The following is a 16,850-nucleotide window of genomic DNA, read 5'->3' on the forward strand; positions in this document are numbered from 1 at the left end:
ATGGCCTTGTCCCCTCTCAACCGCCGGCGCTTCGAGCGCTTCAAGGCCAACCGCCGCGGCTGGTGGTCGCTGTGGTTGTTTCTCATCCTGTTCGGCCTGAGCCTGGGTGCCGAGCTGATCGCCAACGACAAGCCGATCGCCGTGCGCTACGACGGCGAATGGTACTTCCCGGCGTTCAAGCGCTACCCGGAAACCACCTTCGGCGGCGAGTTCCCGCTCGAGGCCAACTACAAGAGCCCGTACATCCGCGAACTGCTGGCCAAGAAAGACAGCTTCGTGCTGTGGGCGCCGATCCCCTTCAGCTACCAGAGCATCAACTACGACCTGCGCGTACCCGCCCCGGCGCCGCCCTCGGCGGACAACTGGCTGGGCACCGACGACCAGGGCCGCGACGTGCTGGCCCGGGTGATCTATGGCTTCCGCGTGTCGGTGCTGTTCGCCCTGACGCTGACCATCCTGAGCTCGATCATAGGCGTGATCGCCGGTGCCTTGCAGGGCTTCTACGGCGGCTGGGTCGACCTGGCAGGGCAGCGCTTCCTGGAGATCTGGTCGGGCCTGCCGGTGCTGTACCTGCTGATCATCCTGGCCAGCTTCGTGCAGCCCAACTTCTGGTGGCTGCTGGGCATCATGCTGCTGTTCTCGTGGATGAGCCTGGTGGACGTGGTGCGCGCCGAGTTCCTCCGCGGGCGCAACCTCGAGTACGTGCGCGCCGCCCGCGCCCTGGGCATGCGCAATGGCGCGATCATGTACCGGCATATCCTGCCCAACGCGATGATCTCGACCATGACCTTCATGCCGTTCATCCTCACCGGGGCCATCGGCACCCTCACCGCACTGGACTTCCTCGGCTTCGGCCTGCCGCCGGGCGCGCCGTCGCTGGGTGAACTGGTGGCCCAGGGCAAGTCCAACCTGCAAGCCCCGTGGCTGGGTATCAGCGCCTTCGCCGTGCTGGCGATCATGTTGAGCCTGCTGGTGTTCATCGGCGAATCCGCCCGCGATGCCTTCGACCCGAGGAAGTGATATGAGTGAACAGAACCTGATCGAAGTGCGCGACCTGGCGGTGGAGTTCGTCACCGGCGAGCACGTCAACCGCGTGGTCGATGGCATCAGCTTCGACATCCGCAAGGGCGAGACCCTGGCACTGGTGGGCGAGAGCGGCTCGGGCAAGTCGGTCACCGCCCACTCGATCCTGCGCCTGCTGCCCTACCCGCTCGCCCGCCATCCCAGCGGCAGCATCGGCTACCAGGGCAAGGACCTGCTGCAGCAGGGCGAGAAGGCCATGCAGCGGATCCGTGGCGACCGCATCGCGATGATCTTCCAGGAGCCGATGACCTCGCTGAACCCGCTGCACAGCATCGAGAAACAGATCAACGAAATCCTCCTGCTGCACAAGGGGCTGACCGCCAAGCAAGCCACCGCGCGCACCCTCGAGCTGCTGGAGATGGTCGGCATTCCCGAACCCCGCAAGCGCCTCAAGGCTCTGCCCCACGAGCTGTCCGGCGGCCAGCGGCAACGGGTGATGATCGCCATGGCCCTGGCCAACGAGCCCGAGTTGCTGATCGCCGACGAACCGACCACGGCGCTGGACGTGACCGTGCAGTTGAAGATCCTCGACCTGCTCAAAGAGCTGCAGGCGCGCCTGGGCATGGCCCTGCTGCTGATCAGCCACGACCTCAACCTGGTGCGGCGCATCGCCCACCGCGTGTGCGTGATGCAGCGCGGGCAGATCGTCGAGCAGGCCGACTGCGCGACGCTGTTCAGCGCGCCGCAGCATCACTACACGCAGATGCTGATCAACGCCGAGCCCAGCGGGCTGCCGGCGCACAACCCGGTCGGCGCACCGCTGCTGGAGGTGGACGACCTCAAGGTCTGGTTCCCGATCAAGAAGGGCCTGCTGCGCAAGACGGTCGACCATGTGAAGGCGGTGGATGGTATCAACTTCAGCCTGCCCCAGGGCCAGACCCTGGGCATCGTCGGCGAGAGTGGCTCGGGCAAGTCGACCCTGGGCCTGGCGATTCTGCGGCTGATCGCCAGCAAGGGCGGCATCCGCTTCCATGGCCAGGCGCTGGAGGGCATGAACCAGAAGCAAGTGCGTCCCCTGCGGCGGGAAATGCAGGTGGTGTTCCAGGACCCGTTCGGCAGCCTCAGCCCACGCATGTCGGTGGCGGAGATCGTTGGTGAAGGCTTGCGCATCCACCGCATCGGCACGCCCCAGGAGCAGGAAGCGGCCATCGTCGCGGCGCTGGAGGAAGTGGGCCTGGACCCACGCACTCGGCATCGCTACCCCCATGAATTTTCCGGCGGCCAGCGTCAACGCATCGCCATCGCCCGCGCCCTGGTGCTCAAGCCGGCACTGATCCTGCTCGACGAGCCGACCTCGGCGCTGGACCGCACGGTGCAACGGCAGGTGGTGGAGCTACTGCGCAACCTGCAGCAGAAGTACAACCTGACCTACCTGTTCATCAGCCATGACCTGGCGGTGGTCAAGGCGCTGAGCCATCAGTTGATGGTGATCCGCCATGGGCATGTGGTGGAACAAGGTGATGCCCAGGCGATCTTCCATGCGCCGCAACATCCGTATACCCGGCAATTGCTGGAGGCGGCGTTTCTGGATGTGAAGGCGACGGCTTGAGATCTGTGGGGTGGCGCAAATCGAGCGCCGCGCGGGCGGCGCTCGATATCAGCGACACTGCAAGGCTAAAGCGCACACCCCTCTACAAAATCGCCACCGCCCGAACAAACCCGGCCGACGCACGACGGATCTTGTAGGGAAAGCAACTGACCAGAAAACCGTGATCCGGCAATTGCTCCAGGTTGGCCAATTTCTCCATCTGCCCATACCCGATATCCCGCCCGGCCTTGTGCCCCTCCCAGATGAGCGAGGCATCCCCCGTTTCATTGAAGCGCTCGCGGGTGTATTTGAACGGCGCATCCCAGCTCCAGGCATCGGTGCCGACCACCCTCACCCCGCGCTCCAGCAGGTACAAGGTCGCCTCGCGCCCCATCCCCACCCCGGCTTCGAGATAGCCGGGCTGACCGAACAGGCGGCCGGCGCGGGTGTTCACCAGCACGATGTCCAATGGCTGCAGTTCATGGCCGATCCGCGCAAGTTCGGCCTCGACCTCCGCCGCCGTGACCACGTGGCCATCCGGCATCTCACGAAAATCCAGCTTCACCCCCGGTTGCAGGCACCACTCCAGCGGCAGTTCGTCGATGCCAAAAGCCGGCTTACCGCCGTCGGTGGTCGATGCGTAATGCCAGGGCGCGTCCATGTGCGTGCCGCTGTGGGTGGTGATCTGCAGGCGCTCAGCCGCCCAGGACTCATCGCCCGGCAAGTCTTCCTTGCGCAGCCCGGGAAACATCGCGGCCATCTCCGGCCAGCCCTGCTGGTGGTCCATGTAATCGATCTTCGGCAACAGGGGCGGCGGATCGGTGTAGGGGTTGTTGTCCAGGGTCACGGACAGATCCAGCAGACGACGTGTGTTCAAGCTCATGCAAGGATTCCTTTGCGGATGACCGCGCGGTTGCTGCGGCGTGGCGGCAGGTCGAGGGCGTTGCGCAGCAGGCCGGCCACCGAACCGTCGTGGCAGAAGCCCAGCTCGCGGGCAAGCGAAGTACGCAGCGGTGGATAGCGACCGAACAAGGCTTCGAGGTGCGGATCAGGATCGAAGGTGATGCGCTCGCGGTTGCCCGCGCCGAAGCTGGACGCCAGCCCGGCCAGCACCTGGGCGATGCTCAGGTGCAGCACCGGCAACTGCCAGACGCGCTGGCTGCCAGGGTCGTCCAGTTCGGCGGCGCGCAGCAGGTTGTCGACGCAGCAGCGGGCCGACATCCACCAGGCGCTCGCCTCGGGCGACACCGGGCAGGTGTAGGCCTCGCCTGCCGCATAAGCGTGCAGCAGGTCGCTCATGAACGCCGAGCGCAGGCCATTGGGCTCACGCGGTCGGGCAACGATGCCGGGCAGGCGCAAGGCGCGCCCATCGACCTCGCCACGACGGGCGAGGTCCTGCAGGGCGATTTCCACCATACGCTTGTGCGCGGCATACGACAGTTGCGGTGACGCCGGCTGGCCTTCGTCCATGCGACCCGGCAACTCACCGCCGTACACCGCGACGCTGCTGGCGTACACCAGCACTGGCGGACGATGGCGGTTGCGCAACTGGTTGAGCAGCTCGAGGCTGGCTTGCAGGTTCACCTGGTAACCCAGCTCGTACTGCGCCTCGGCAGCACCGCCCGGCACGCTGACCAGGTGGAAGACCACGTCCACGCCATCGGCCAGCACCCGGCGCAGCAAGGCCGCGTCGGTCACGCTGCCGGGGTGCCGACGCAGGCGTGCATCCTCGGGCAGGCCGTCCAGTGCCTGGTCCAGCACCAGCAAGGCTTCGATCCGCCGCCCGCGCACCTCGCCGGTCTCCAGCAAACGCCGCACCAACAGCCGCCCGACGAAGCCATTGGCCCCGGTGACCATCACACGCATGGCCAGCCTCCCTGCACCACCCGCTGGTCGATGGCGCCGAACAGCACCTCGCCCCCAGGCCCGCGCGCCTCCATTCGCACCCGGTCGCCAAAGCGCATGAAGGCCGTACGCGGCGCACCGGATGCAAGCGTTTCGATGGCACGACGCTCGGCAATGCAGGCCGAGCCGACACTGCGATCAGCGTTGGAAACGGTGCCGGAGCCCATCAGCGTACCGGCACTCAAACGCCGGGTCAGCGCCGCATGGGCAATCAGCTGGTGGAAGCCGAAATGCATGGCGCCGCCATGGGGATGGCCGAACCACTCGCCATTCCACTGCACCTGCAGCGGCAGGTGCACCCGGCCATCGCGCCAGGCCTCGCCAAGTTCATCCGGGGTGACCGCGACCGGCGCGAAGCTGCTGGCCGGCTTGGCCTGGAGAAAACCGAAACCGGTCCTCATCTCCCGCGGGGCCAGGGCCCGCAGGCTGACGTCGTTGAGCTGCAGGACCAGACGCACATGCTGCAAGGCCTGCTCCGCCGGGCAGCCCATGGGCACGTCATCGAGCAGCACGGCGAACTCACCCTCGAAATCGATGCCGTGGGCCTCGCTCGGCAAGGGGATGTCGGCGCGAGGGCCAAGGAAGTCATCGCTGGCGCCCTGGTAGATCAGCGGGGTGTGCTCGACACCCTCGATCGGCTCGAGGTTGAAGGCCTTCTGCATCAACTCGCCATGGCTGAGGAAACAGGAACCATCCAGCCACTGGCTCGCACGTGGCAGGGGCGCGGCCAGTTGCGCAGGGTCGAGTTCGAAGGCAGCGGCGAGCGCGTTGTCGTTGAGCTGCTGGTACAGCGCCTGCAACCGGGCTTCGACCTGGGGCCAGTTTTCCAGGGCAACCTGCAAGCTGCTGGCGATGTCGCTGGCATCGACCGCACGCCCGAGGTCACGGGCCACCACCAGCAGGCGGCCATCGCGGCTGCCGTCGTCGAGCGTGGCGAGCTTCATGGCAGCAACTCCTTCAGGTCATCGGCATAGCGCCCATCGAGCAGGATGAAGACCATCCGCGCCATCTGTTCGCTGCGGTTGCTCCAGGCGTGGTTGGTGCCGCGCTGGACCACGATGTCGCCACGCTTGAGGTGGACTTCGCCTTCGTCCAGCACCAGCCAGACTTCGCCCTCGGTGACGATGCCGTAGTCCAGGGTCTGGGTGCGGTGCATCAGCTTGTGCTTCGAATCGGCATTGCCGGTCCCAGCACTCGCCTGGCCGATCTCGGCGAAGGCGGCGGCCGCCTCCTCGGCACTGACTTGGTTCTGCACGCTGTCCGGCGGGATGTCCACCACACGGATCACGCTGCCCAGCGGGCCAGGGCTCAGTTGCAGCGGCTGGGCGGTCGGGTCGTCGCCGTTATTCAGCGGCGCCGGGCTGCCGACACTGTTCCAGACCTCGTAGAACAAGGTGCCCGGCACCGCGTTGAGCGGGAAGTTGTTCGGCGTCGGGCCACAACTGGCGACGACTGCCTGGCCCTGGGCATCGTGGCCGGTGACCACACGTTTGAATGCAGGAAGCGATTGCATGTTGTCTCCTTTCAATTGCCGTCGCCGATGGTCGTGCCACCGTCGACAATTAGATTCTGTGCGTGGCCGGCCGCTTTCTTGCCGCGTATCAACAGAAGACACACAGGCGTCAGTAGCAACTGGCCGAAGGCGACCAGCAGCAGCGCGTGCGGCAGCTGTGTCGATTCGCCAGCCGTCAGTGCCAGCACCAGCAACGGACTGATGAACTCACCGGCGAAAATCGCAGCGGTGAACCCGCCGGTAGCGCGGCCGCGCTGGTCGAAGCCGACCTGCTGCATCACTTGGGTGATCAGTGTCGGCAACAGCAGGCCCACGCCCAGGCCATTGACCAGCACCGCCAGCACCACCAGCGCATAGCTGCTCGACAGCGCCATCAGGCCGCCACCGAGCCCCGCCGTGGCAAAGCCCAAAGCCAGCAAGCGACCCGCCGGCAGGCGCGCCAGCAGGCGGAAGGCCAAGGCGCCCGCCAGCACACCCAGTTGGTTTGCGCCCATGGCCAAGCCCACTTGCCGGGGTGCATCGACCTGCAGCAGTTGCAGCACGTAGCCGGCCTGTACCGGGACGATGAACAGGCTGACGCCGGCCAGGCCGGTCAACAGGTACAACGGCGTCAGGGCGGCCCATGGGAAACGCGAATCCGCCGTCGCTTCGGGCGCGCCATGGCAGGCGCGCGGCTCCCACAGCAGCACGGCCATCAACGGCAGGCACAGCACGCCCACGGCGTACAGTGCGAACGGCGCACGCCAGTCGCTCTCGCCCAGCGCGCCACCCACGCCCATGAACAACGCTGCCGACAACGAGGTGACCACCATCTGCAAGGCGAACAGCCGCGCGCGGCGCTGGCCATCGAAGTAATCGCCCATCAGCGTGGTGCAGCAGGTCATGATGCCGGCTTCGGCCAGGCCGATGCCGGCGCGGCTGGCGACGATCAGGCCCAGTGAGTCCAGCCACAACGGCAACACGCCGCACAGGCTGTAGAGCAACATGCTCGCCAGCAGCAGCGCCCGCCGCCCTACTCGGTCTGCCAGCACCCCGGCCAGCGGCGCCAGCAAGGCGATCACCAGTGCCGGCAGGGTCAGCGCCACCGGCACCAGCACGGCAACACCCGCTGTCTCGGCAAAATGCGCATGCATGCGTGGCAGCACCGGTGCGATGAGCACCGCGCCCAGCACGGGCAGGCAACTGCCGAACAGCAACAAGGCGGCCTGGGCGCTTCCTGCGGTGCGTTCAGCGGCCATGGCTGACCTCCTCGAGCGGGCGCAAGCGGGCGCCCTGCTCCACCGTTGCAGCAGCGTGCTCGCGCCGCCTGGCCGCGTGCTCATGCGTCGCTGACGCTGGCTCGCGCTCCAGGTCCGCGCGCAGCTGACGCTGCGGCAAGAGGAAGTAGGCCAACGCCGGCAGCAGGATCAGCGCGCCGACCATGTTCCAGACGAACATGAAGGCCAGCAGCACACCCATGTCGGCCTGGAACTTGATCGGCGAGAAGATCCAGGTGCCAACGCCGATGGCCAGGGTAATGCCGGTGAGCATCACCACCTTGCCGGTGAACAGCAGCGCACGGTAGTACGCCTGGGACAGGCTCGCGCCCTGGCGCAACTGGGCCAGAACGATGCTCATCACATACAGCGCGTAGTCGACGCCGATGCCGACGCCCAGGGCGATCACCGGCAGTGTCGCCACCTTCACGCCGATGCCCAGAGCGACCATCAACGCTTCGCAGAGGATCGAGGTCAGCACCAGCGGCAGTACCGCGCAGAGCACCGCGCGCCAGGAACGGAAGGTCACCAGGCAGAGCAGGATCACCGCGCCGTAGACCCACCAGAGCATGTCGCGGTTGGCCTGTTTCACCACCTGGTTGGTGGCGGCCTCGATGCCTGCGCTGCCGGCGGCCAGGAGGAAACTGGCCTGCTCGCTGTCGTTGGCCTGGGCGAATGCCTCGACGCTGTCCACGACCCGCGCCAGGGTGTCGGCCTTGTGGTCGGTGAGGTAGGCGTAGAGCGTCAGCAGGCTGCAGTCGTCGTTGTACAACCCGCGTGGGGCGCCAGCGGTGACCATGTTCAGGGTCGCTTGGTTGTTGACCAGGTCGTACCATTTCGGGCTGCCTTCGGAGAGGCCGACCAGTACCCGGCGGTTGAGCAGCGCCAGCGAGTTGGTCGAGTCCACCCCCTGCAGGCCACGCAACTGCCAGTCCAGGTCGTCCACGCGTTTCAAGGTGTCATAGGCCGAGCAGCCACCGGCGGCGGTGCGCACCATCACCGCGAACACATCGCTGCTGGCGCCGTAGTGCCGGGTGACGAACGCGTTGTCTCGGTTGTAGCGCGAATCGGCGCGCAGCTCAGGGGCACCGGCGTCGAGGTCACCGACCTTCAGGTGCAGGCTCACGGCGTAGCCGCCAACGGCCATCAACGCGGCCACGGCGATGCACGCGGCGGCCCAGCGACGGCGGGTGAACAGGTCGAGGAAGCGCCACAATGCATGCTTGCGCGCCCCGCTGGCATCGGCCTCTTCGGCACGCAGGCTGCGCCGCGCCGCACGGCCGCTGACGCCCACGTAGGAGAGCAGCACCGGCAGCAGGATCAGGTTGGTGAAGATCAACACCGCCACGCCCAGGCTGGCGATCACCGCCAGGTCCTGGATCACCTGGATCTGGATGATCATCAGCACGGCGAAGCCCACCGCATCGCACAGCAGCGCGGTGAGCCCGGCCAGGAACAAGCGGCGGAAGGTGAAGCGCGCCGCCACCAGCCGGTGCATGCCACGGCCGATGTCCTGCATGATTCCGTTCATCTTCTGCGCGCCATGGCTCATGCCGATGGCGAACACCAGGAACGGCACCAGCACCGAGTAGGGGTCGAGCTCATAGCCGAGCACCGGCAGCAGGCCGAGCTGCCAGATCACCGCTACCAGTGAGCACACCACCACCAGTGCGGTGCTGCGCACGCAACGGGTGTACCAATACAGCACACCGGCCGTGATGGCGATGGCGGCGGCGAAGAACAGCAGGATCTGCTGCAGCCCGTCGATCAGGTCGCCGACGACCTTGGCGAAACCGGTGATGTGGATCTCCACGCCCTGGGCCTGGAAGCGCTCGCGCAAGGTCTCCAGTTCATGGGCGAAGGCCGTGTAGTCGAGTGCCTGGCCGTCCGGCGTGTGTTCCAGCAGCGGCACGTAGATGATGCTCGAACGCTGGTCGAAGGCCACCAGCTGGCCGATCTCGTTGGAACGCTCGACATTGCGCTTGAGCGCCGCCAGGCTGGCGGCTGCGCCATCGTAGCCATCAGGGATCACCGGGCCGCCTTCCAGGCCTTCCTCCGTTACCCCGGTCCAGCGGGTGGACGGGGTCCACAGCGACTTCATCGCCGCACGGTCGACCCCCGGCAGCAGGTATACCGCGTCGTTGAGCTGCTGCAGGCTGTGCAGGTAGTCCTTGTCGTAGAGGCTCCCGCGCGGGTTGGCCACGACGATACGCACGGCGTTGCCCAGGCCGGCCAGTTCCTGGCGGTGTTCCAGGTAGTTGTGGATGAACGGATGATCGCGCGGAATCATCTTCTCGAAGCTGGCGTTGAGGGTCAGGCGTGAAGCCTGCCAACCGAGCAGCAGGGTCGCCGCCAGGCACAGCAGCAACACCAGCGCACGGTGGTTGAACAAGGCACGTTCCAGCAACGAACCGGACGTACTGTCGAAATCGTCGAGACGGCCGCTGGACGGCGCAGGTGGATTCATGGCGTGCATGGCTCAGTCCGTCGTGGTGGAAAGGGAGGAAGGTTCCAGGCGGCGCGCGCCCGCCATGCCGACGGCGACGATGGCACCGTCGGCGGCGGTGGTGGCGGCGGTCAGCGGCAGACCATCGGAGACCGCCACGGGCTGCGCGGCAAAACGCTCCAGGCCACTGCGCAGCAGCATCCCCGCCTGGTTGGCGAGCAACAGCTGGCCACCGGCGACGCGCATGCCGTTGAGCGAGGCCGGAACCGGGTTGGCCAGCGCCTGGAAGCTGTCGCCAGCGTCATCGGAAGCGAACAACGAACCGCGCAGGCCGCCGACCAGCAGGCGGCCATTGGGCAACACGGCGGCAGCGAAGTAGCTGCCGTCGTAGGGGCCTTGCAGCGCCTCGAAGTGTTCACCGCCATCGCGCGAGCGCAACAGCAGGCCCTGCTCGCCGGCGACGTACAGGTTGGCGCCCTGGCGGGCCAGTGCATACAGGTGCAGCCCGCGCCGGTTCGGCAACCGGCCCATGCCCGATTGCCAACTGCGCCCACCATCGGCCGTGCTCATGGCCAGGCCATAGGCGCCCACGACCAAGCCGTGGCGGGTATCGGCGAAGCTCAGCGCGAGCAACGGCTTGTCCGCGCCATCGGCCTGCAGCCTTTGCGCCGCTGCGAGGCGGCCTGGGTCCGCAGACGCTTCGGCTGCCTGCACCTCCAGGGCGGCAGCGCGCTTGCCATCGAGTTGCAAGCCCCAGTGCTCGCCGCCATCCTCGCTGTGCAACACCACCCCAGCGTGGCCGACCGCCCAACCGTTGCGCGCATCGACGAACTGCACGGCGGTCAGGCTGACGCTCACCGGCACGGCCTTGGCCTGGCGCCAGGTCGCGCCGTTGTCGTCGGAAAGCAGCACCACGCCACGTTCGCCCACCGACACCAGGCGCGCACCGGCACGGGCCACGTCCTGCAGCACCGCACGCAGGGCCTGGGGGCCCTGCACCGCGGGCTGCGCGAGTACATCCACGCTGCCGCCGGCAAAGGCCGGCGGCAGCCCGCAACAGGCTGCCAGCAGCCAGCCGTAGAGCATCTTGTTCATCGCACGCAACCTTTTGTTCTTGTAGTCGGTACAGCCAGGCGCAGCGCGCCTAGTCAGCGCACGCCTTCGCCGGCCATGGCATCGGCGGTGAACACCGAGTCCTTGTAGGGCGGCACGATGCGGTACTGCTCGTTCTTGCCGGCGAACAGGTCGCCGGCGAACCAGGCACCGGAGAGCAGGTCGTAGAAGCCGTTGGTCAGGGTCACCACGCCGGGCAGGTCAGGCAGCACCACCGGCGAGGTCCAGACCACCTTGGCCAGCTGGTCGCGGGCGTCGTAGCGCTCGCCGAGCACGGCAGCCCAGGTATCCTCGTCGAGGTAGTAGGTGCTGCGCGGCATCACGTGGCGCTGGCCGTTCTTCAGGGTCGCCTCGACCACCCATACACGGTGCAGCTCCCAGCGGATGGATTCGGGGTTCAGGTGATGCGGGTCGAGCAGCGCCTCGGCGTTGCTCGCTGTGAACACCTTGTTGGCGTTGTAGGGGATGTACATCTCCTTCTTGCCCACCAGCTTCCAGTCGAAGCGGTCCAGGCGGCCGTTGAACACGTACAGCTCATCGAAGCTCATCACGCCCGCAGTGGCCGGGGTCGGCGTGTCACAGCAGGCGTTGGGCAGGCGACGCACGCGGCGCTGGCCAGGCAGGTAGGTCCACACCGCAGCTTTGTCGGCGTTGAGGTTCTCCAGGCCGGTGATGGCCTCGCCGGCGCGCAGTGGCGGGCCGTCGTTGGTCATGCGGATCGACCAGAACACCCCTTTGTCGCCACTGCCGCCCGGCAGGTACCAGGGCATCTGCAGGTCGGCGCGCGAATCGTTGGTGAGCACGTGCTTGCCGTCGGCGGTGGTCAGGTACTGGTTGAAGCTGGCGTGCCAGGACGCCCCGCGCCAACGCAGCAGGTGGTTCCACATGGCTTCCACGCCGTTGGCCGGGATCGGGAACGGGATGCCGCCGGATGCGCCTTCGGGCATGGCACCTGCGGGGCCTTCCACCAGCTTGCCGCTGGTGGCGTTGGCGAAGGTGGCGTCGTAGACCGACTGCGGCGCTGCGGCGCTGCGGTGGGTCGGATAGACATCGAGGCGGTAGCTGTCCGGATACTTCTTCAGCATCGCCTGGATGCCGGGGGCGAGTTTGTCGGCGTACTGCGCCATGTTCTGCGCGGTGATGGTCAGCAGCGGCTTGTCAGCGGCGAACGGGTCGCCACGCTTGCCGCCTTCCTTGTAGGCCGGGTCGGCCTGGGTATAGCCCCCGGTCCAGGCCGGAATGCTGCCATCGGCATTGCCGGCGCGCTCGCCACCGAGCGGGGTCAGGCGGGTCTTGAGCGTGGCCGCCTGCTCGGCGGACACTGCGGCAACGGCGCCATGGGCGAACAGCAGCGAGGCACTCAGGGCAGTGAGCAGGGAAACGACTTTATTGTTGTGTCTCATCGGGTGGTCCTCGGTCAGAAGGTGCGGCTGACGGTGAAGGCGATGAAGTCGCGGTCTTTGAGCGACTGTTCGAAGGTGTAGTGGTTGTCGGCGTCGAGGAAGGTGTTCTCCGGGCCGTAGTAGTGCGTGTAGGTCAGTCCCAGGCTCCAGGTGTTGAGGTAGTTGCCCTTCAGGCCGATGTTCAGGTCGCCGCCATGATCGGTGCCAAAGCCGGTGCCCAGCGCCATCGACGCGCCATTGGTGTAGCTCGCACCGATCGGCACCGACAGGTCGAGGCCGGGCAGGATCTGCCGGTACATCGGCTCGAACACCAGGCGCAGGCTGGTGGCGTCGCGGTCGGCGTTGGGGTCGACGGCATCGGCGTTCTTGCTCACGCTCATCACCCGGTTCCAGGCGATTTCGCCCAGGAAGCTCGACTCGGCGGCAATGAAGTTCGGCTCCAGGCTGGCGAGCCAGGAGAAGTTGGCATGCAGCGTGCGGCCGGTGGCATACACCGGGTTGTCGTCGTTGTCGATTGCCTCGCCCACGGCCAGCGCGTGCTGGCTGGTGGAGGCCAGCGGCTGGTTCCAGCGCGTGGACAACTCACCGGCAAGGTTGAAGTTGCCCACGGTGGTGGAGAAGCTGGCACCAAAGGCCTCGATGCCTTCGGGGTACACCCAGTAGAACTCGCCGGCCTTGCCGCTGACCGGGTCGAGATTGGCGAAGTCCGGGCGCACGTTGAGCTGCGGCGACTTGTCGTGGAAGCGAATGGCATACAGGCCCCAGTCGACGGTCTCGGTGCGCCAGCGCAGTTGCACGCCGCCCTGCCCCGAATCCTTGGCTTCCTTGTCGTTGCCGTGGAAGAACGCCAGGGGCTGGCCACCGGGGAACACCGGCGCGCCGACGAACATGCGCTCGGCGCCATCGCCGAAGAAGTCGTCGGTGGAGAAATAGCTGCCCGCCGCCGGCAGGCGGTTGGCCTCCCACTCGAACTGGTAGTAGGCGCCGATGGACACATCCGGGGTCAGTTGCAGTTGCCCGGAAACCTGCTGCACCGGGCGAATCAGCTCCTTGAACTGGGTGTTGGGCACCGACAGGCCCTTGACCACGTCCACCGGCGCCATGCCACCGGCGATGCCGTTCATGCCGTAGAACAGGCTCTCGCCCCACTGCATGGCGTACTGGCCCAGGCGGCCGGACAGCGGCATGTCGCCGATCTCGGTCCTGCCGAAGATGAAGGCATCGAGCAACTCGCCCTTGCGCCCGTGCAGCTTGCGGGTGTCGCTGGTGAATGCGTCGTAGTCGACCGAATAGCTGTTGGCACGGCTGGGGTCGTTATTGTCGGTGCCCTGGTTGTAGACATCGTCGTACCAGGCCGCGCCGCTGACCCGGGCGCCAACGTTGTGGTAGGTGATGTCCAGCTCCGACAGCAGGTCGAGGCGGTTGGAAATCAGGCCTTTGTCGAAGTTGCGATCGCCGTCGTCCAGGTTCAGCGCGGTCTGCCCTTCGGTCAGCTTGCTGCTGGCGTCCTGGGTGCGCCAGGCGGCGCTGTACTTCAGGGTGTTGTCCCAGCGTACCCGCAGGTCGGGGTTGCCGGTGTCGAATTCGAAGGCCTGGGCCTGGCTTGCGGCCAGCGCGACGAGCGCCAGGCTGATGGGCTTGAGCGCCGGCAATGGCCGGGCGAATGCACCTTTGCGAGTCAACATCGGGGTTTCCTCTTTCTTGTTCTTGTGCGTGGGTGTTGGCGTAAGCGCTGGCGCGCCGGCAAGGCAGGGCGCACCGGGTACAGGGATCAGATCGGCTGCGCGGTGACCTCCAGCATCCGCTTGACCAGGCCGATGCGGTCGAACGACGGGTCGCGCTGCACCTCCTTCTCGCCGGCCAGCAGGGACATCTCGCTGATGAACCTGCAGCGTTCGAAACGCCGGCCCATGAAGCGCTGCAATTGCGTTTGCAGGCTGCCATCGGTGGTGAGCTCCTCGGCCAGCACCACGGCATCCTCGATGGCCATGCCGGCACCCTGCCCCAGGTGCGGCGTGGTGGCATGGGCGGCATCACCGATCAACAGCACGCGACCGCGATACCAGGGCTCATCGACGAACACTGCTTCCAGCGGCTTGTAGACGACCTCGGCGCTGTCATCGATGAGCGCGCGCAACTCACCGATCAGCCCACCAAAGCCCGCCAGGCGCTGGCGCAGGCCCTCGGCCAGGGTGGCGGGCTCCATCCACGGGTTGCCGGGCTCGTGGGAGGTGGTGAACAGGTACATCAGGTCGTCGGCCAGCGGTACCAGGCCGGCGTTGCCCGACGGCCCCTGGTAGTTGGCCAGGTGGTCGATGCCGGCAGCCCGTGGGAAGTTGTAGCGCCACACCGACTGGCCGGTGAAGCGCGGCTGGTACTGGTCGCCGAACAGCAAGCCGCGCACCTTCGAGTACAAGCCGTCGGCGCCGACCAGCAGCCCGTAGCGAGCCCGGCTGCCGTCGCTGAACAACACGTCCACGCCGCTGGCATCCTGCTCGAAGCTTTCCACCGAAGTGCCCAGGCGTACCTGGGTGCCGAGCTCGATGGCGGTTTCGCTCAACACCTTGTGCAGGGCGCGGCGCGAGATACCGACGTTGGCCGGGTATTGCGGGCCGGCCAGGCGCTGGCCGGGGATGCGCGCCAGCTGCTGCCCTTCGGTGGTGTAGATGGCCACGTCCTCGAAGGCATAGGCGGCATCGAGGTAGGCCTCGAGCAAGCCCAGGCGGTGCATCTCGCGCACCACGTTGCTCTGCTGGATGATGCCGACGCCGTAGACGGTCCACTCGGTCTTCAGCTCGACCAGGTCGACGGCGATGCCCTTGCGGCGCAGGGCGATGGCGGCGCACAGCCCGCCGATCCCACCGCCCACGATCAGCACGTTGTTCACAGTATTCATGGCATGTCTCACGTCTTGTTCTTGTTGTCCGCCCCGACAGGCGTGGCGGCCGTTTCCTGTGCCTGGGCACAGCTTCCCGGCTGCGCCGGGCTTTGACCAATCGCGTCGCGGGATGCGACCTATCGCGCGGCGCGATAGGTCAGCGTTCGAACTGCGCCAGCGGCAATAGCAGCCAGCCGTCCGTTTCCTGGTGCGCCAGCGCCTGCAAGGCCTCGCCACGGCAAGGGCCGTGGACGCAGACGCCATCCTCGGGCCGGAAGCGCGCACCGTGGGCATAGCACACGACCCACTGGCCATCGGCGCTCAGGAAGCGGTCCTTGCGGTACTCCAACGGTGTCGCCAGATGCGGGCAGAGGTTGCGGTACACCCGCACCTGGCCTCGGTGGCGCAGGGCGAACAGGCTGTCCGCGCCCCTGCCCTGCGGGTCGAAGCCGCGTGCCTGGCCTTCGCCCAACGCATCGAGCCGGCACAGCGCCACGCAACGCATGCTTCAACCCTGCTTCGGCGGTGGGCCGCTCGGTGCCCATTTCTCCCGCGAGGCGAACAGGAACAGCTGCGAGTTGTCGGCCGACATCGGCGCCTGGCGCGCCGCCCACTCGTCATCGTGCTTGTCCATGTCGGCGTCGTACTCGATGTGGCAGCCCAGCGGGCTGTTGAAGTACCAGAACCAGTTGGAGCCCAGCAGGTGCCGGCCTGGCCCCCAGAAGCTGGTCCAGCCGTGCTGCTGGAAGCGCGTACCGGCCAGCAGCACCTCGGTGCCACTGCCCATGTGGAAGGTGAAGTGCTCGCAGCCCTGCATGTGCGGCGGCGTCTGGATCATGAACAGGCAGTGGTGGTCGTCCATGCCTGCGGTGCGCATGAACGGGCCGACGCCGATGAAGCTGTCGGTGGTGACGAAGCCCAGGCGGTCGCGGTAGAAGGCTTCGCCCTTGGCCGCGTCGGGCACGAAGTACACGACGTGGGACAAGGTACGTGGCAAAGCCGGCATGTCCGGGGTGATACCCAGCTGGTTGAGCGGGCGCTGCGCAGCGCTGCCCGGGGCATTGGTGAGGTCGGCCGGCGCTTGGAAGGCCCGGCGGCAGGTCACCTGGAAGGCGATGGCGAAACCCAGGTCGTCGACGGTATGCAGCGCACCACTGGCATCGCGGCGCACGTCGCGATCACGGCCCAGTTCGTCGGCGATCGCCTCCAGGTCTGCTGGCGCAGCCACGCCGTAGACGGTTTCGCGCAGCGACGGCGTAGGGCCAAGCGCGGGCGGCAGGCTGCTGTCGTTGCCACGGCGGAGGATGATCGCGGTGCCGTCCAGCGCCTCGAACCGGCCACCGTCGGCGTTCAGTTGCACGGCTGTCAGGCCATAGTCACGCAGGCAATCGGCGCAGGCCTGGATATCGTCGACGCCGAACACCAGCGCGTCGAGACCAAGAATGTTCATGGCTACCACTCCATTGAAATTGTTATTCGGCGAGGCAGGGTCACCGGTAGTGGGTCGCGGCGGCGCAGTGGCCGTCCGACTGGAGCGCAGGTTGCTCGGTGGTGGCCCGCAGTGACCAATCGCGTGTCGGGATGCAAGGCATCGGCAAACGCGATACCTGTGCCCCAGCCCATGGCGCCTGGCGTTGGCGGGCCGTGAAAGGCGGGAGGTATTGACGTATCGGCAATCCAGCGGGAAGGTATCGCGAAAATAACTACAAGAACCGAGAGCTATCA

General features: G+C 66.8%; 14 protein-coding genes. 2 read left to right on the forward strand and 12 right to left on the reverse strand.

Going from position 1 to position 16,850, the window contains the following annotated elements; genetic code table 11:
- Positions 1-1,020: an ABC transporter permease gene (locus IAE37_RS21600; RefSeq protein ID WP_201176802.1), complete on the forward strand. Its 1,020-nt coding sequence runs from the start codon at positions 1-3 to the stop codon at positions 1,018-1,020.
- 1 nt (position 1,021) lies between these two features.
- On the forward strand, positions 1,022-2,632 hold the full coding sequence (locus tag IAE37_RS21605) for an ABC transporter ATP-binding protein (protein WP_201176803.1): 1,611 nt from the start codon (positions 1,022-1,024) through the stop codon (positions 2,630-2,632).
- An 82-nt stretch (positions 2,633-2,714) separates the two neighbouring features.
- Here the strand turns inward: IAE37_RS21605 and IAE37_RS21610 are convergent, their stop codons facing one another.
- The 12 genes from IAE37_RS21610 to IAE37_RS21665 all read right to left on the reverse strand — a co-directional run bounded on the left by IAE37_RS21610 (position 2,715) and on the right by IAE37_RS21665 (position 16,575).
- A complete protein-coding gene (locus IAE37_RS21610; RefSeq protein WP_201176805.1) occupies positions 2,715-3,494 on the reverse strand; it encodes a cyclase family protein in 780 nt (259 codons plus the stop codon).
- Positions 3,491-4,477: an NAD-dependent epimerase/dehydratase family protein gene (locus IAE37_RS21615; RefSeq protein ID WP_201176807.1), complete on the reverse strand. Its 987-nt coding sequence runs from the start codon at positions 4,475-4,477 to the stop codon at positions 3,491-3,493. Before IAE37_RS21615 ends, IAE37_RS21610 begins: the two co-directional genes overlap by 4 nt.
- On the reverse strand, positions 4,468-5,460 hold the full coding sequence (locus tag IAE37_RS21620) for a fumarylacetoacetate hydrolase family protein (protein WP_201176809.1): 993 nt from the start codon (positions 5,458-5,460) through the stop codon (positions 4,468-4,470). The genes IAE37_RS21615 and IAE37_RS21620 overlap by 10 nt, the downstream gene beginning before the upstream one ends.
- Positions 5,457-6,029, reverse strand: a complete 573-nt coding sequence (locus IAE37_RS21625) for a cupin domain-containing protein (RefSeq protein ID WP_201176811.1) — start codon at positions 6,027-6,029, stop codon at positions 5,457-5,459. The genes IAE37_RS21620 and IAE37_RS21625 overlap by 4 nt, the downstream gene beginning before the upstream one ends.
- A gap of 11 nt (positions 6,030-6,040) precedes the next feature.
- Positions 6,041-7,267: an MFS transporter gene (locus tag IAE37_RS21630; RefSeq protein WP_201176812.1), complete on the reverse strand. Its 1,227-nt coding sequence runs from the start codon at positions 7,265-7,267 to the stop codon at positions 6,041-6,043.
- Positions 7,257-9,761, reverse strand: a complete 2,505-nt coding sequence (locus IAE37_RS21635) for an efflux RND transporter permease subunit (RefSeq protein WP_201176815.1) — start codon at positions 9,759-9,761, stop codon at positions 7,257-7,259. Before IAE37_RS21635 ends, IAE37_RS21630 begins: the two co-directional genes overlap by 11 nt.
- Before the next feature lie 3 nt (positions 9,762-9,764).
- The gene (locus tag IAE37_RS21640) at positions 9,765-10,826 is read right to left on the reverse strand and encodes a WD40/YVTN/BNR-like repeat-containing protein (protein ID WP_201176817.1); all 1,062 of its coding nucleotides are present in this window, start codon (positions 10,824-10,826) and stop codon (positions 9,765-9,767) included.
- Between the two features lie 53 nt (positions 10,827-10,879).
- Entirely contained in the window at positions 10,880-12,247 is a 1,368-nt protein-coding gene (locus IAE37_RS21645; RefSeq protein WP_201176818.1) for a DUF1329 domain-containing protein, read from the reverse strand.
- Positions 12,248-12,261: 14 nt separating this feature from the next.
- On the reverse strand, positions 12,262-13,932 hold the full coding sequence (locus IAE37_RS21650) for a DUF1302 domain-containing protein (RefSeq protein WP_201176820.1): 1,671 nt from the start codon (positions 13,930-13,932) through the stop codon (positions 12,262-12,264).
- Between the two features lie 86 nt (positions 13,933-14,018).
- Positions 14,019-15,143 carry an FAD-dependent oxidoreductase gene (locus IAE37_RS21655; protein ID WP_201176822.1) on the reverse strand — a complete coding sequence of 375 codons (1,125 nt, stop codon included), beginning with the start codon at positions 15,141-15,143 and terminating at the stop codon, positions 14,019-14,021.
- Positions 15,144-15,282: 139 nt separating this feature from the next.
- Positions 15,283-15,630, reverse strand: coding sequence for a Rieske (2Fe-2S) protein (locus tag IAE37_RS21660; protein ID WP_201176830.1), 348 nt, complete (start codon positions 15,628-15,630; stop codon positions 15,283-15,285).
- 3 nt (positions 15,631-15,633) lie between these two features.
- On the reverse strand, positions 15,634-16,575 hold the full coding sequence (locus IAE37_RS21665) for a VOC family protein (protein WP_201176832.1): 942 nt from the start codon (positions 16,573-16,575) through the stop codon (positions 15,634-15,636).
- Positions 16,576-16,850: the final 275 nt, after the last annotated feature.

It is taken from the genome of Pseudomonas sp. S31 (genome assembly GCF_016648105.1).
Lineage (GTDB): Bacteria > Pseudomonadota > Gammaproteobacteria > Pseudomonadales > Pseudomonadaceae > Aquipseudomonas.

Excerpts from the sequence above, each read along its gene's own strand:
- IAE37_RS21640 (WP_201176817.1), bottom strand. The coding sequence starts at position 10,826 with ATGAACAAGATGCTCTACGGCTGGCTGCTGGCAGCCTGTTGCGGGCTG.
- IAE37_RS21660 (WP_201176830.1), bottom strand. The coding sequence starts at position 15,630 with ATGCGTTGCGTGGCGCTGTGCCGGCTCGATGCGTTGGGCGAAGGCCAG.
- IAE37_RS21605 (WP_201176803.1), top strand. The coding sequence starts at position 1,022 with ATGAGTGAACAGAACCTGATCGAAGTGCGCGACCTGGCGGTGGAGTTC.
- IAE37_RS21655 (WP_201176822.1), bottom strand. The coding sequence starts at position 15,143 with ATGAATACTGTGAACAACGTGCTGATCGTGGGCGGTGGGATCGGCGGG.
- IAE37_RS21650 (WP_201176820.1), bottom strand. The coding sequence starts at position 13,932 with ATGTTGACTCGCAAAGGTGCATTCGCCCGGCCATTGCCGGCGCTCAAG.
- IAE37_RS21625 (WP_201176811.1), bottom strand. The coding sequence starts at position 6,029 with ATGCAATCGCTTCCTGCATTCAAACGTGTGGTCACCGGCCACGATGCC.
- IAE37_RS21645 (WP_201176818.1), bottom strand. The coding sequence starts at position 12,247 with ATGAGACACAACAATAAAGTCGTTTCCCTGCTCACTGCCCTGAGTGCC.
- IAE37_RS21620 (WP_201176809.1), bottom strand. The coding sequence starts at position 5,460 with ATGAAGCTCGCCACGCTCGACGACGGCAGCCGCGATGGCCGCCTGCTG.
- IAE37_RS21615 (WP_201176807.1), bottom strand. The coding sequence starts at position 4,477 with ATGCGTGTGATGGTCACCGGGGCCAATGGCTTCGTCGGGCGGCTGTTG.
- IAE37_RS21600 (WP_201176802.1), top strand. The coding sequence starts at position 1 with ATGGCCTTGTCCCCTCTCAACCGCCGGCGCTTCGAGCGCTTCAAGGCC.
- IAE37_RS21665 (WP_201176832.1), bottom strand. The coding sequence starts at position 16,575 with ATGAACATTCTTGGTCTCGACGCGCTGGTGTTCGGCGTCGACGATATC.
- IAE37_RS21635 (WP_201176815.1), bottom strand. The coding sequence starts at position 9,761 with ATGCACGCCATGAATCCACCTGCGCCGTCCAGCGGCCGTCTCGACGAT.
- IAE37_RS21610 (WP_201176805.1), bottom strand. The coding sequence starts at position 3,494 with ATGAGCTTGAACACACGTCGTCTGCTGGATCTGTCCGTGACCCTGGAC.
- IAE37_RS21630 (WP_201176812.1), bottom strand. The coding sequence starts at position 7,267 with ATGGCCGCTGAACGCACCGCAGGAAGCGCCCAGGCCGCCTTGTTGCTG.